General features: G+C 67.6%; 11 protein-coding genes. 7 read left to right on the top strand and 4 right to left on the bottom strand.

From position 1 onward, the window contains the following. Positions 1 to 27: 27 nt before the first annotated feature. Positions 28 to 1,698 carry a DEAD/DEAH box helicase gene (locus ACFP2V_RS05265; protein WP_381206127.1) on the top strand — a complete coding sequence of 557 codons (1,671 nt, stop codon included), beginning with the start codon at positions 28 to 30 and terminating at the stop codon, positions 1,696 to 1,698. A gap of 81 nt (positions 1,699 to 1,779) precedes the next feature. Here ACFP2V_RS05265 and drmB read toward each other — a convergent pair whose 3' ends face one another. Genes drmB through ACFP2V_RS05280 form a run of 3 tightly spaced genes read right to left on the bottom strand, consistent with a single transcriptional unit; the run spans position 1,780 to position 7,636 of the window. Beyond that, on the bottom strand, positions 1,780 to 3,522 hold the full coding sequence (gene drmB / locus ACFP2V_RS05270) for a DrmB family protein (RefSeq protein WP_381206130.1): 1,743 nt from the start codon (positions 3,520 to 3,522) through the stop codon (positions 1,780 to 1,782). A 3-nt stretch (positions 3,523 to 3,525) separates the two neighbouring features. Continuing rightward, positions 3,526 to 7,434, bottom strand: a complete 3,909-nt coding sequence (gene drmA / locus ACFP2V_RS05275; RefSeq protein ID WP_381206133.1) for a DISARM system helicase DrmA — start codon at positions 7,432 to 7,434, stop codon at positions 3,526 to 3,528. After that, a complete protein-coding gene (locus ACFP2V_RS05280; protein WP_381206136.1) occupies positions 7,427 to 7,636 on the bottom strand; it encodes a hypothetical protein in 210 nt (69 codons plus the stop codon). The genes drmA and ACFP2V_RS05280 overlap by 8 nt, the downstream gene beginning before the upstream one ends. A 266-nt stretch (positions 7,637 to 7,902) precedes the next feature. Here ACFP2V_RS05280 and ACFP2V_RS05285 point away from each other — a divergent pair, with 266 nt between their 5' ends. Continuing rightward, on the top strand, positions 7,903 to 8,145 hold the full coding sequence (locus tag ACFP2V_RS05285; RefSeq protein WP_381206139.1) for a hypothetical protein: 243 nt from the start codon (positions 7,903 to 7,905) through the stop codon (positions 8,143 to 8,145). 515 nt (positions 8,146 to 8,660) lie between these two features. After that, the gene (locus ACFP2V_RS05290) at positions 8,661 to 9,014 is read left to right on the top strand and encodes a DUF5655 domain-containing protein (RefSeq protein ID WP_381206142.1); all 354 of its coding nucleotides are present in this window, start codon (positions 8,661 to 8,663) and stop codon (positions 9,012 to 9,014) included. A 96-nt stretch (positions 9,015 to 9,110) separates the two neighbouring features. Here ACFP2V_RS05290 and ACFP2V_RS05295 read toward each other — a convergent pair whose 3' ends face one another. Continuing rightward, positions 9,111 to 9,857, bottom strand: a complete 747-nt coding sequence (locus ACFP2V_RS05295) for a DNA-methyltransferase (RefSeq protein WP_381206145.1) — start codon at positions 9,855 to 9,857, stop codon at positions 9,111 to 9,113. 578 nt (positions 9,858 to 10,435) lie between these two features. On the opposite strand from ACFP2V_RS05295, the gene ACFP2V_RS05300 reads away from it, so the two are divergent. From ACFP2V_RS05300 to ACFP2V_RS05315, 4 genes are all read left to right on the top strand, one after another. Beyond that, a complete protein-coding gene (locus ACFP2V_RS05300) occupies positions 10,436 to 11,581 on the top strand; it encodes a C40 family peptidase (protein WP_381206148.1) in 1,146 nt (381 codons plus the stop codon). 88 nt (positions 11,582 to 11,669) lie between these two features. After that, complete coding sequence (locus ACFP2V_RS05305) at positions 11,670 to 11,978, top strand: DUF6112 family protein (protein WP_023421641.1); 309 nt, start codon at positions 11,670 to 11,672, stop codon at positions 11,976 to 11,978. Continuing rightward, the gene (locus ACFP2V_RS05310; protein ID WP_381206151.1) at positions 11,978 to 12,658 is read left to right on the top strand and encodes a hypothetical protein; all 681 of its coding nucleotides are present in this window, start codon (positions 11,978 to 11,980) and stop codon (positions 12,656 to 12,658) included. Before ACFP2V_RS05305 ends, ACFP2V_RS05310 begins: the two co-directional genes overlap by 1 nt. 27 nt (positions 12,659 to 12,685) lie before the next feature. Next, a complete protein-coding gene (locus ACFP2V_RS05315) occupies positions 12,686 to 14,104 on the top strand; it encodes an SCO6881 family protein (RefSeq protein WP_381206154.1) in 1,419 nt (472 codons plus the stop codon). Positions 14,105 to 14,219 lie beyond the last annotated feature (115 nt).

The following is a 14,219-nucleotide window of genomic DNA, read 5'->3' on the forward strand; positions in this document are numbered from 1 at the left end:
CGTCTCGCCCCGCGGGATCTGCGAGCGGTGATCGAGGATCTCGAGAGCGGAGGGAGATCTCGCTCCAGGAAGTCGGTGGAGTGGATCATCGCAGCGGTCGAGAACGGATCGGGAAGGCTGCGGTCAAAGCTTCCCGAGGACGAGCTTGCCGAGTTCCTGGTCGACAGGTCGGGCTTCGGTCTTCTTGAGTCCAGGACGCTACGGGAACGGCTTGCACTTTCCGCATCGGAGGACGAGCTGGAGACGCTGCACGACTACCGAGGTGGCGAACGCAGCCGTGGTGGGAGCAGAGCCAAAGCCAAGAAGATCGCGGAGCGCACGTGGAGGCCCGGCAAGAGCTGGCCTCGCCACTTCGCACGAGTCCTCGATATCCCGCCTGCCTTTGCGGGCCTGCCGGGGAGTGCACGGGAGCCGGACACGCTGGAAGTTGCCCCCTTCGTGCCTCTCCGAGACCTGGAGGACTTTCAACAGGACCTCAAGGAGCAGGTGATCGAGGTACTCTCCGGGGCACCGGGCGCCAACCGTGGTGTTCTGACGCTACCCACAGGAGCCGGCAAGACCAGGACCGCGGTGGAGAGCCTCATCGAGTGGCGCCTCTCCCAGCCACGCCGTCAGACCGTTCTCTGGATCGCCCAGAGCGAGGAGCTGTGCGAGCAGGCGGTCCAGGCGTTCCGTGAGGTGTGGACCGACCTGGGGCACCGCAATGACCAGGTACGGCGCACCATGGAGATTGCCCGACTTTGGGGAAGCGCCTCGGTCCCGAGCGACCCCGACATCGTGGTGGCCAGCATCCAGAAGCTTGACGCGGTTCTTCGAGGCACCAATGACGAGACACAACAGGAACTCGAGCTGCTGCGCGAGAACCTGGGTGCGGTGGTTGTGGACGAGGCGCACCGGATGCTGGCCCCCAGCTACAGCAGAGTCCTGCGGTTCCTGGGGATCGAACTCGGACAGAAGGCCCCGGTTCCCGTCATCGGGCTGACAGCCACACCCTTTCGGAGGGTCGACGCCGAGACTCGCCAACTGGCGGAGAGGTTCCACAGCAAGCTTCTCAGCTCCCGCTCCTTGGGGAACGACATCGTGTCCGAGCTCCGTCGGCGAGACGTCCTGTCACGGCCTGAGCACAAGGTGCTCTCCTATGCCGGTCCCGGGTTCCGGATGGACGACGTCGAAAGCCACCGTGCACACTTCGACCAGTTCAAGGACTTCCACCCTGACTTCCTCCGTAAGATCGGTGAATCGGACGCAAGGAACCGTGCCCTGCTCGAGCAGCTGCTCGAACTACCGCCGGACTGCCCGACGCTGTTCTTCGGCTGCACCGTAGAACACTCCATAGCAATGGCTGTTCTGCTGCGACGCGCCGGCCGGGCCGCGGAGGTCGTCACCTCCAATACGCGCAGTGCCACGCGGCGCGCACTCATCGAACAGTTCCGCGACGAACGTCTGTCCGTTCTCTGCAACTACGGTGTCCTCACGACCGGCTTCGACGCTCCGGCGGTACAAGCCCTGGTAGTCGGTCGTCCCACCACCAGCCCGGTCCTGTACGAGCAGATGATCGGTCGGGGCATGCGCGGACCGCGATTCGGTGGAACGAAGAGCTGCCTGGTCGTGGACATCGAGGACAACATCCGCTTCAGCGGACAACTAGCGTACGAGCGGTACTCCGACTACTGGTCGAGCAACCAGAGCCGCACGTAGTCCGACGCCACACCGCTTCTGCGTCGGCTGTCCGCCAGCCCACGCCGAAGCGGTCGGTGATCGATCAACCTGCTCAGCAGGTCACGGTAGGTTCTCAGCGAGAAGAAGGCGGTCCAACCCCTGGTTGCGGTGCTCACACGAGGTCTCCGAGGCCAGGAGACACGAGTAGCAGGCAACTCCCTCCGCCCCCACCGACGGCGCCTCATGGCACAACGGGTCGTTCGAGCAGCTCTCGACGTCTCGTAGCGCGTGCGAAAGAACGTGCTCGAACCGGTTGACTAGGGCGACCAGACCCCCAAGGGTGCCATCTCCTCCGGGTTGGACCGTGTAGAGGAGGAGTCCACTGCCTGTGACCCTGCCGTCCTGCACGCTGAGATAGACCCGCTCGCGGATCGCTGCGGACGAGTACCCGGAGTCCACTGAGAGCGATCTGAGGAGGCGGTGGGAGAGAGAGTGCCACCAGACGTGTACGGGGTGGAGCGAGGGATCACCGTGTGGATCACTCCTGAACCGATCGTTCCACTGGTTGGCCCGGCTGCCTGCCAGGGAGAGCGAGTCACCAGCGAGATCGATGAAGACGCCCTCGCCGAAGAGCTCGATGCCCGGGTACCAGGTGGTGCCGTTCCAGCCGAAAGCGGTGGACATCTTCTGGGCCTTCTGCGGGTCCAACCGTTGGTAGCCGGTCTGGACCATGACCATGCGGAGACGGCTGACGGGTGCGACGCGCAGCCCGTGACGCCGGTCGGGGCCCTGTACGAGGCGCACGTCGTCCTGGCGAACCTCGAACAGCGGAGGAGAGCCGGGATGCGGGTGGGGTACCGCCGGAACACCACAGGTCGTCGCTTGGCGAAGGCGGTCGAGCTCGTCGTCACGTAGCGACGACGAGCCCGTGTTACCGGACCCCAGCAGTTGGTCAAGCGCCTTGCTGATCTCGGACCAGGCTGTCTGTTTCAGGTACTCGAGGGCACCCGGGGCAAGCCCGGCCTGCTCCGCCTCTTCCATGAGCGCGACCTGGTCGAGGAGACCGCGGCGATGGAGTGCACCGACTGCTCCCGTAAGGGACGGGTCATTCAGGATGTCGTGAAGGCGGGTCGGCATATCCATGATCGTCAGTGCGCTCTGGAGCTGGCTGAGCCGGAGGTTGGCAGCTCCTCGCTGGACGATGCGCGCCTTCTTCACGCACCGCGCCGTTGTCGGCACCGGGCGCCCCCCGTGCTCCACGATGCGGCCGCTACAGCGCCAGGACTTCGCGTACGCCTGGCCGAAGTTCGCGGTGACGTGGCAACGGGGGCACTCAATGCGGACGAGTCGGAGGGCGCGGCCACCTCCGTGCCACAGGTAGTGCTTCGTGTCACAATCTCCCCCCTCGTGTACGAGTCCGTGCCAATAGACCTCGTCCAAGTGACCGTTCTCGCATGCCTGCACGAAACGGATCGCCTCACGCCCCGCCTTCTCCCGACGCTGCGGTGCCGACACCGATGGGCACTCCGGACATCCGTTTCTCGTCTCGTACAGAACCTGGTGCGGTCGGTGCTGTGTGCACAGGGACCAGAAGGGAAACGCGTGGGTGGGGTAGATCGTTCTGTCCGAGGGAAGCCCGAGTTCGGCATTGGTTGGCACACGAGCGATGCGTGCACCGTCCAGCTCGAGTCGTGAGAGCCGTTTGTCGACGATCTCGAAGTCCTGGGGGTTACGGCCGATCTCGTTGAAGAGTGTGTCCATCGACTTGAGTACGACCGGCCCGGATCCTGTCTCGAGAATGCTTCCAGGGCCGAGGGTGATGACGAACTGAGAGGGGCGGACCTCCTGGTAGGGACGGCTCACGGTTCAACCTCTTCCCTTGATCGTGGTGGTGGCCTCCACCTCTCGTAGAGAGTTCGGCGCGTTTTCATAAGCCTCATCCATGTTCGCGACAAGATGCGCGAGGTCGCCCAGGACGACCGGGCGAGAGGCCGGACGTGTGACCGTCGACTCGTGGTACAGCAAGGCATCACCGACGCGGTCAGCGACCTCCCGCCAATGCTCCAATTCCGAGCGCGCGTGGTTCTCCGTCTCCGATGACGGTGGACGACGGAGGGGCGGCTGCTGGGTGGCACGTTCCTCGAGGATGCCGGGGAGCAGGTCCACCTCTGGGTCTGTGTGGGCGTTGCTCATCTCGTGGGCACGGCAGAACCAGCCCCCGTTACTGAGCCGCTGTTGGATCCGCCACCGCTCGTCGACCTCCACGGAACCCGTCGCGGTCGGGATCCTCGCCGCCTGGCGAAGGACACTGACCATCACCGGTCCAAGGGCCCTGTCTCTTGCCCGGGGTGCGAATGGGTTGACGGTGACAGGCTCAACGTGGCGGTAGAGCGTGGTGTGGTAGCCGGTGAAGTACTCGTAGTGGCTGAGATCCCGCGGACGCGAGGCCCGGTAGAAGGTGACGACGAGCCCACCTACACCCCGGCCCACACGGCCGGTGGCCTGGATGTAGGAGGAGGTGGTCTTCGGCTGCCCGTGTACGACCATGAGTCCGAGTCTGTCCACGTCGACACCCGTGCCGAACATGGAGGTGGCGACGACCGCGTTCGCCGGTTCCCGGCCGGGCCCCAGCCGGATTCCCAGCTCCTCGAGCATGCCCGGGAGCCTCAGGGAGCTGGTGCGGCTGGACAGCTCCATCGGTTCCTGCTCGTCCAGAGTCCGCGGCGACGCGGCGACGCTCCCGAGACGTTGGGGGATGTCCTGACGGGCCAGCGCAACGGCTCCGGCGAGTTCGCGGATAGCGTTGAAGTAGCCCACGAGCGTCCAGAACGGGTCCAGCTCCTCTTGTGCGACGCCGGCCTCGAGTCGGTTGCGGGGTGTCTGGAGCAGACGCGACCACATCCGGACGATGGGTGTCTGTGCTCCTCGTCCGGGGGCGAGCACTCCGACATACAGACGACCCGCTTCCTGCGCGTCGAGCGGGTGCGAGGAACCGGTCGAGGAGAAGAACGTCTCCTCGGCACGGAGGCCCTGAGGAGGGAAAACCTGCAGGCTCCGGTCGAACAGCGAACGGACCTGCTCCTCGGCCCTCCGGACGGTCGCGGTGGAGGCGACGTACTTCGGCCTGACAGTGTTTTCGCCGTCGTGCACCGTGGAGAGGAGGTCGATGCCAGCCTCGTAAAGACCGACCATGCTGCCCAGAGGGCCTTCGATGAGGTGCAGTTCGTCCTGCAACACGAGGTCGGGTGGGCGGAATCCACGGACGGGAACGTCGTTCCCGGACGTCACCTCCTCACGGGCGTTTCGTGGGAGTGTCGCCGGCCCTGCCGGAGGTGCCCAGGCCCGGTAGTAGCCCAGGTGTTCGTTGAGCCTGTCGACGTTGCCGAACAACGCGCCGGCTCTCGGTTCGAACGCCAGGCGGGCAAACTTGTCCACCGTCGCCACGACCATCGACGGGCACCTGGAATAGACCTGCTCGTCTACTGTCCACGCCGGGACAGGACAGTGCGTCGAGGAACCGTCACCCCGGTCGAAGGCCGGCAGCACAGGCCAGGCACCGACCTCGGTCGTCTCGGACCAGGCCAGGTCGGAGTTGAGCGGGCACTTCGGGTTCGGGCAGAAGATCTCGAACTCGACGGGCTTCTCGCTTCGTTGCCTGCCCCACTCGACTGTCCGCACGAAGTATCCAGGACGGCTCGCGCGGGCGAAGACGGGCCAAGACCTGGAACCGAGCAGACGACTCGCATGCCCCTTGAACCATTTGTCGACGCTTTGGTCAGACACGTCCGCTGTGACGCGGAACAGAACGGACACGGTCGCGAACGAGGGGTCCGGATGACGGGTGACCGTGACGGCGGTCACCTCGAAGGGCTCTTCAGACAGCTGCGGCGCGACGTTCGGGCCCAGAGCCGGATCCGGGTCGCCCACCACGAAGTGCAGCACACCCGTGTCGCCCTCGCGCAGGCCTTCCGGGGGAATCGCCAGTGTCGACCTGCAGGCCGGGCAGTTCAGGATCTGCGCCGGGTCACCTTCGCCTTCTTTCCCCTCCAGGATCGAGATGGCGCCGTGGGCCGTGATGATCCTGTTGTTCGCGTCACGGTATTGGAGGTCCTGCAGGTTGTTCGGGGTCACGTTGCCGCCCACCCACAGTCCGACCGAGAACCTGGTGGAGCCCCACAGCACGTCACCGAGATCCTCCCAGCCGGACGGCCGCCAGCCACGCTGTCCAGGCGAGCCGCTGACCCTGAGGAGCTCGCACGCCGTCACCATCGCGAGCGCCCTCCTGTACTGCTGAATGGTGAGGAGCCGAAGTGTGTACCGAGAAAGGACGGTCACTCCTGCTCCTCCGCCAGGATCCTGCCCTCGCTGGGCACGAAGCCTCCGAAGCGCGAGGGTGAAGGCAGCGAGTCCGAGGTAAGCCTCGGTCTTGCCTCCACCGGTCGGGAACCAGAGCAGGTCACACACCTCGCGGTCCTCGTGGGCGTCGTCGACGATTCCCCGTAGGTTGACCAGCTGGAAAGCGAGTTGGAACGGCCACCAGCGGTTGGCCCTCCCCTTGGTCCACTGCGACTGGAGGGCGATCGCCTGGTTGGCGAAGCAGAACGCGAGGAGGGCGTCGCGGTCGTCTGCCAACAGCTCGATCCCGTCGCGGATCCGATCCAGCGCGCGTCGGCACCCGGAGAGGTGTCGTTGGGCCGGTGTGCCTGGCTCATGGCTTTCAACCCCGCGGGCTTGGCCCTCGATCCAGCGTTCGTAGGCGTCCGCGAGCGGCTCCAGCCTCAGGCGGAGTACGGCACCATCCGTGATCTGGGCCAGCTCCATCGGGTCAAGCTCAGGTGGATCTCCCGCGTCGGCTGGCCAGCCCTTGTCCGGAGCGTTGACGGGAACCACAGGAACGAACTCAGACCGGACGTCAGCCGGCTCGAACTCGGCCACCGTCCCTTCCTCGAACAGGTGACGCCCGTCGGACCACCTGAACGGGGGCCTGGTTGCTTCCAACCCTCCCGGATGCGGGCGCTCTGGGTCGACCTGACGCCAGACGGCGGAGCAGAGGTGCCCTCGGGCGAGCACGGGACGGTCCTCGTAGAGAAGCGCCAGGCTCGCGTCCTCCTCGTCCTGTGCCAGGTGCTGGTGTTCCAGTGGAACCAGCTCGGCTCCGCCCTGACAGCGCAGACGCACCTGGGGCTGGAACACGTGCTCCGACGGGGAGGGGTGGTCTGACTCCACAGAGCTCAGGTTGACCACGAACACCGAAATCTTCCAGATGCCGCGGGAGTCCCTTCGGCTACGGACCCTCACCACGACTCCTGGGTCCGCGGGGTCACTCAGCGGGCTGTCGACGGAACAGTCCACGTCGCGCCAGACAGCCCCGTGAGGCTCCCGGCTCCACTCCCCGTTGGCCTCCTTGCGGTACCTGGCCCACGTACAGCAGATGTCAAGGAGTGGCCTGTCAGGGGCGCTGACCGCCAGGGAGACGCCCATCGACGACGGCCTGGCGCGAGGGTCGAGTACCAGCGACGGAATGTCGACGTCGGCGGGCTGATGTCCTGACACGGACTCGCCTGGATCGAGGTCGTCATCACTGCCCGACACCTCGTCACCGACGAGCTCTTGGTCCGAGTCGACCTCGACCGAAGGGGATGAGAACGGAGCCAGGACACCGACGATGTACTCGTCAAGCGGGTCCTCGTCGCCCCCCAGCCTCTCGTTCGGCCCTCCGCGGGGACCGAGGATCTCAGCTACGAGATCCTCGACGAGGTGGTCTCGTTCACTCACCGGGGTGCTCCTTCTCGCTTTGTTCCTCGTGGGGGAACCCGAGAACGAACGCGGCACCGCCGAGTTCGTCCGGCTGCTCGGTCTGGTCCGCAGGTCGCAGCGTGTGTCCGAGGAGAGAAGCCGTCACCGCCTGCCACTGCGCCTGCCGACTGGTGAACGCCTCGTTCGCCGAGGTGCTCAGGTCGTTCGAGCTGACCAGCATCCGAAGATCGCGCCCTGCCAAGACATCGCCCCCCTGACGATCAACTGAGGCCAATGTATGTCCCCTAGGCGGCTGAGGGCAGGCCAGATCCAGGTAACAGGGCGAATGATTACAACTCCACTTGGTTCAAGCCCCGTTCCCCCGTCTACGCCGACAAGGCTCCGAAGGTCGGCAGGCTCCCTCACAAAGGCAGCCCGACAGCGCGGAATAACCGTGCCCTCCGGTCGATTGTCCGACTGTTGGCATCGGGGAGGACCGGGAGGCAAGTGAGCGACCTGAAGCTGTTCCGGCCGGATGCCGATGGCTGGGACGTCGAGCTGCGCGGTTCGACGGTGGCTCTGGAGGTGCAGCTTCAGCGCCGGATCGAGGCCAGCATGGAGGCCATGCTCGGCATCCGCTTCCTCGCATCCGAGTATCCGACCGGACCTTGGCACCGGGGCCGGATCGACTCGCTCGGCTTGGACGAGAACGACACTCCTGCGCTGATCGAATTTACCGACCGCAGGTAGTCCTGCCCGTGATGTCCGTCTGGGACTGTGACCAGCACGTCCCAGGCTTGTTTACCGACCGTGTCCGGGACGTCTGCCATGTTCTGGAGTCGGTACGGAGTACGAGTGGCACGGCACGTGGTGGTCGGGGACTTGCGGGTCCAGCAGATCGAGCGGAAAGACGGGCGGCGGTCGTGGACGATCGTGTGGCCCGAGGGGACGGTGCACACGGAGGCGGACCGGTTCCTGCGTCTGCAGTTCGAGGCGCTCGTGCGGAAGGTGCTGGGCGTGGAAGCCGCCGTGTCGATCGACTGGCGTCGTCCGCGGATGGTCTGCATCGCGGCCGGCTTCTCGCACCACGACAGGGTGGCCGTGCAGCGTCTGCCTGAGCGGATGACCTGGTGCGCTACCGGATCTTCGAGGGTGGTCTTCTGGGCTTGCTGCTCGTCGACTCCGCGCCCGGCTTCCCGAGCGCCGCCTCGTCTCGGCGGAGCCGGGAGCGAGCAACGACAGTCGACAGCGCTCCGACGGCGCCGGTGACTCCTTTGCCGGCAGGGGTCGGCCTCGTCCCCGAGTGTCTGCGGGACCTGTACGCGGAGCTGGACGAGGCGCTCACGGCGTGGGGCGAGGTGGAGGTGGCGCCGCTGCGGCACTACATCGCCTACCAGCGGTTGGTGAACATAGCGTCGGTGATCTTCCGTCCGAAGCACGAGGCGATCCTGGCGTACCTCAGACTCGACCCGGACACGGTCGAGCTGGAGGAGGGCTTCACCCGGGACATGCGCGGTATCGGCCACCTGGGGACCGGGGACCTGGAGATGCGCCTCGCCTCGGCGGCCGACCTGGAGAAGGCAGCACCGCTCATCCGACGGACGTTCGAAGCGGCCTGACGTAACGGGAAGGGCGGCTGGCGCATCGGCTACTCGATGCACCAGCCGCCCTCCGGCGTCTGCGGGCCACCGGCCCCGGGCTCTCCACTCTCATGCTCATGCCTCCGGTCCGGCCAACTCGAAGTCGTCCTTCGTCAGCTCGGCGCGCAGCCGCTGCTCGGCGACGTCGGCGTAGTGCGCGGACAACTCGACGCCCACGAAGCGGCGTCCCTCGCGCAGGGCCGCGACCCCGGTGGAGCCGCTGCCGGTGAACGGGTCGAGCACAGTGCCTCCCTCGGGGCAGACCTGGACGAGCTGCTGCATGACCTCGACCGGCTTCTGGGTGATGTGGACCCGGCCCCTGCGGGGTTGGGAGGCGATGTAGTGGCCGGGCAGGTAGAGGTCGCGGGTGTTGTCGAGGGAGCCCTTGACGCCCCAGACGATGAACTCCGAGTCCTGCTTCGGACCGCCCTTGCGGGGCCGGCTGGAGGGCTTGATCCACGGGATGGTGCCACTCCAGGTCCACCCCGCCATCTGCAGGGCGTCGGAGGTGGTCGGCTCCTGACGCCAGTCGGTGAAGACCATGGCGACCGCGTGCTCGGTCGAGGCCCGGTACGCCTCGGTGAGCAGTTCGGTCAGCCAGGAGCGGTAGGAACGCTGGTCGCGGTTCTCGCCGGGGAAGTCGGCGAGGTCGTGGGCGCTGTTGCTGGTGACGTACTTGGCTCGCGCGGTGCGGCCGGTGCGTTCCGAGCTGGTGCGTCCACCGGAGTTGTACGGGGGATCGGTGATCACCGCGTGGACGCTCTCGTCAGGGAGGGACTTCAGGACGGTCAGGGCGTCGCCCCGGTGCAGCGTGTAGCTCATGGGGAGGACCTCTCTTCGGGCACGGCGGATCCGGGCCCGCTCCGGACAGCGCTCAGCAGCGGTCGTCTCAGGCGGGGTTGCACCGGAGGTTAACGGCCGATTCCGGCCGCGCCTAACGAGGTCTCCCCTGCTGCGGGCCCCGGGATGACAGTCGTTTGGTGCGGCCGGAATCCGGGTCTACTGTCTCGCCGTGTCACCGGGCAGGAGCCCCGCTCCACCCCTTTTGACCTGTGCTTATCCGTGCCTTCTCGTCCAAACGAGCAGCGTCGGGGGCACGTTGTCCATGCATCCCCGAGTGCCTTCCGGAGGTCCCGGTGTACTGCCTGAGATTACGAACGCGGCTGGCTGCCGCGCGTGACCTGGGACCGGCGTCCGGGAGCCGCCACCTCCTCAGACCCGGCCCGCCCGAGAGGCCGATGCACATCGGCGCGGTGCCGGCGGCTTCGCACGAGAAGTCGGCACCGCGCCTCCTACGAACACCGAGGAGCCGCTGCGATGCAGCATGTCCTGATACGCCCACGCCCTGACCCACCGCTGTCACCTGGCCGTCACCGCCATCCTGGTGAACGGCGGCGGCGATGAAGAAGGCGACCGGGGCCCTTGTCGGTCTCTGCGCGACAGGCTCGCTGCTGCTGGCCCTTCCCATCCTCGCCATCGGCGCCGGTACCGCCTCGGCCTCATGCTCTACCGACGCTGCACAGGGTGTGGATACCGCCGCCGTCACCAAGCAGGTGACGGCCATCCTGGACGGCGGCGACAAGGGTTCGGTCTCTGTTCCGGGCCTGGACGAGCCGGCCGAGCAAGTGCCCAACGCCAAGACGATCCAGGCCACGGGCGTCGCGATGAACATCCCCGTCCGGGGGCAGGTCGTGGCCCTGGCGACCGCCCTGCAGGAGAGCGGCCTGCGGAATCTGACCTACGGCGACCGCGACTCGCTGGGGTTGTTCCAGCAGCGGCCGTCGATGGGTTGGGGAACGGCGAACGAGATCCTCGACCCGGTGCACGCCAGCACCAAGTTCTACGAGGGGCTCAAGAAGGTCTCCGGCTGGCAGTCCCTGTCCGTCACCCAGGCCGCCCAAGCGGTGCAGAAGTCGGGCTTCCCCGATGCGTACGCCAAGTGGGAGCCTCTGGCCACCGCCCTGCAGAAGGCCATCGAGCCCCTGCTGCAGAAGGCCGGCAACCCGTCGCCGGGTCCTTCGCCGTCCGGCTCGGCCGACGCAAGCAGTCCTTCACCCATTACCGCGGGCCGCTGTTCGGCGGACGGGGACGGGACGGACTTCGGCACCATCCCGGCCGGTGCGCTGCCGGCCGAGTACAAGATCCCCGCCACTGCCCCGCGAGAGGTTCAGACGGCGATCCGGTGGGCGTTGGGTCAGCTCGGCACTCCGTACCAGTGGGGTGGGAGCTGCACCGACTCCCATGGCACAGACCCGATGGGCCGCTGCGACTGCTCGTCCCTGATGCAGCAGGCGTACAAGGCCGCCGGGGTGACCCTGACGCGGACCACGTACACGCAGGTCAAGGACGGCAAGGCCGTCTCGGTCGACGCCGTTAAGCCGGGCGATCTCCTCTTCTCCGAAGGGACGGCCGCCGTGCCCGAGCACATCGGGATGGCGATCGGGCACGGCTTGATCGTCCACGCCCCACACACCGGGGACGTGGTGCGGATCACGGCCCTCGCGTCCTGGGAATCGCGGATTCTCGCAGTCCGCCGGGTCGTCTGACCGGCGACTCCCCTCCCTCCCCTCTTCTCGCAGCGCTGCTTCGCCCGCTCTGGGCTTCGGCGTGCACTCATTCGAACTGGAGTTCCCTGTGTATCTCGCTGACCAGGTCATACAGCTCGCCTACGATCCCGGGATCAAGCCGAACGAGGGCGGTCTGCCGGGCCTCAACGTCCTCAAGCAGGTGATGGGCTCGATCAACCTCTTCGGACTCATCGCCGTGGTCGGCGCCCTCGCCGTCAGCGCGGGCGTGTGGGCCTGGGGCCACCACTCCGGCGGTCACCAGGCCGAGGCGAACGGGAAGAAGGGCGTGCTGGTGAGCGCCGGCGCCGCCCTTCTGCTCGGTGCGGCCAACGGCGTGGTGGCGTTCTTCTCGACGCTCGGGACGCAGGTCCACTGATGGCTCAGCACTCCACCCACCCCGGCGGCGCATCCCGTGTGCGCCGCCGGGCGCTGCTCGGCACCGCCCTCCTGGCGGTGCTCGTCTCCCTCGCCGGCCTGACCGCGTACCTCACCCGCGACGGCCGAAGCCCCTCCGATGCTCCCGCTCCACCGCCGAGTTCGCCCACGGCGTCGTCCTCGCCCACGGCACCCGCCGGCCCGCACGCGCGGTCCCATGCCCTTCCCGTCCCGCCGAAGACCCAGGACCCGATCAAGTACGGGAAGGCAGCCGCCGCAGCGCTGTGGTCGTACGACACCCGCGCGTACTCGCAGCCGGAGCTGCGGAAGGCGCTGCGCGGCTGGCTGACCAAGGAGTCGAAGTACTCCGACCCGGCCTCCGTCGACAAGGTCGTCCCCTCGCCCGTGCTGTGGAAGGAGATGGCCGCGAACCGCCAGTTCGCCACCGCCGAGGTGAACGAGGGGCACTTCCCGCACGCCTTCACCCAGGCCCTCCAGGCCGATCCCGGGGCGATCACCGAGGCGTACGTCTACGCCGTCACGGTCTCCGGCAAGCAGTCGATCGCCTGGAAGGGCTCGTCGGCGGGCGGCGCGGAGAGCCGGTCCACCACCCTCGCGGTCCAGTGCCGACCCGACCACCCCTGCGCCCTGGTCGGCGTCATGCCGTCCGTCGCGCCCTGACCCCGCCTCAGTAAGGAGGTACGAGCCATGGGAGTCTGCGACTTCCCGCTGATGGACAAGGTCTGCGGCGCCGTCGACTTCGCCACCAATCCCGCCGGCACCGTCACCGACGGCCTGGGGGCGTGGATCGCGAAGTCGGCGGGTGAACTGGCGGCCAGCGCGGCTGACCTGGCCGCCAAGGCCGTCAACAAGACGACGGCCATCGACCTCAACGCCGGGTGGTTCCGGGACAACTACGAGCTGCTGCTGCCCATCGGGCTCGCCCTGACCGTCGGCATCTTCTGCATCCAGCTCATGACCGCGGCCTGGCGTCGTGACGAACGCGCTCTCGCCAAGGCCGCGTTCGGCACCATGACCGGCGTCCTGTTCAGCTTCTCCGCCATCGCCTTCACCACTGTCGCCGTCACCGTGGTCGACGCGTTGTCCGACGGGCTGTTCCAAGCGGCCAACACCTCGATCGACGACGCGATCCGCCGCGTGGTCAAGGTCGACCAGATGGGAGCCATGTACGGCCTCGGCTGGGGCGTCTCCGCACTGGTCGCCTTCGGGTGCGCGATCGGCGCCTTCCTCTACTGGGGCGTGATGGTCGCCCGCAAGGTCGGCGTCCTGATCATGGTCACGCTCGCCGTGTTCGCCGGGGCCGGTGGCGGCTGGGAGGTCGCCAAGCGGTGGCGGCGCGGCTGGATCGAGGCCACCGGCACCCTGATCGTCTCCAAGCTCCTGATGACCGTCGTCTTCCTCATCGGCGTCTCCGCCATGGGCAAGAGCGACGCCAGCGACGGGATGGCGGCCCTGTCCGACGCGATGGCCGGCATCGTCGTGATGGTCCTGGTGCTGCTCTGCCCGTACGCGACGTACAAGTTCGTCCACTGGGCCAGCGACGGCGGCGGCCACGACGACATGCACCGCACCGGAGTCGCCGGCATGGCGGTCGCCGCCGGCGCGGCGAAGACCGCGGGCAGCCTCGCACTGCGGGCCGGCACCGGCACCCCCGCCCCGCAGGGTCCGAACCAGGTCCCCGGCGCAGGGACCGACGGTGTCGCCTCCGGCATCGACCCCTCCGGCGGCAACCTCAGCAAGGAGGGTATCGACTCCGGCCCGCCCAGGCCGCAGACCCGCTTCCGGTACGGCGAGGACCCGAACTCCACCGGTGACAAGGGCCGGGCCCTGATCCACCGCCCGGGGACTCCGCCGCTGATCACGCGTCCCGGCGAGGACGAGCCGGAAGGGTCCGGGGTGGCCGTCCAAGGCGCTGCGGGCGGCTCCGGTCATCTCGCCGACGCAGCGGCTCCGGGCGGCGGCATGACCTCCATGCCACCTGTCGGTCCCGCGCCTTCGGCCTCAGGCGCCCCGGCCGCACCGCCGTCTCCCGCCGGACCGCCGGCCGCCGGTTCTCCCACGCCGACCAACTGGGTCTTCCCCACCCAGCCACCGTCGGGTTCCTGACCCACCACTCCCGGGGGCGGGCCGCACTCCACGGCCCGCCCCCACCTCACCCGACCAGCAGGAGGGTTCTCGCCATGACCTCCAGAAGAGCGTCGCGCGCCTCGTCCTCCGCCCG

This window comes from Streptomyces incanus (assembly GCF_042656345.1).
GTDB classification, from domain to species: domain Bacteria; phylum Actinomycetota; class Actinomycetes; order Streptomycetales; family Streptomycetaceae; genus Streptomyces; species Streptomyces incanus.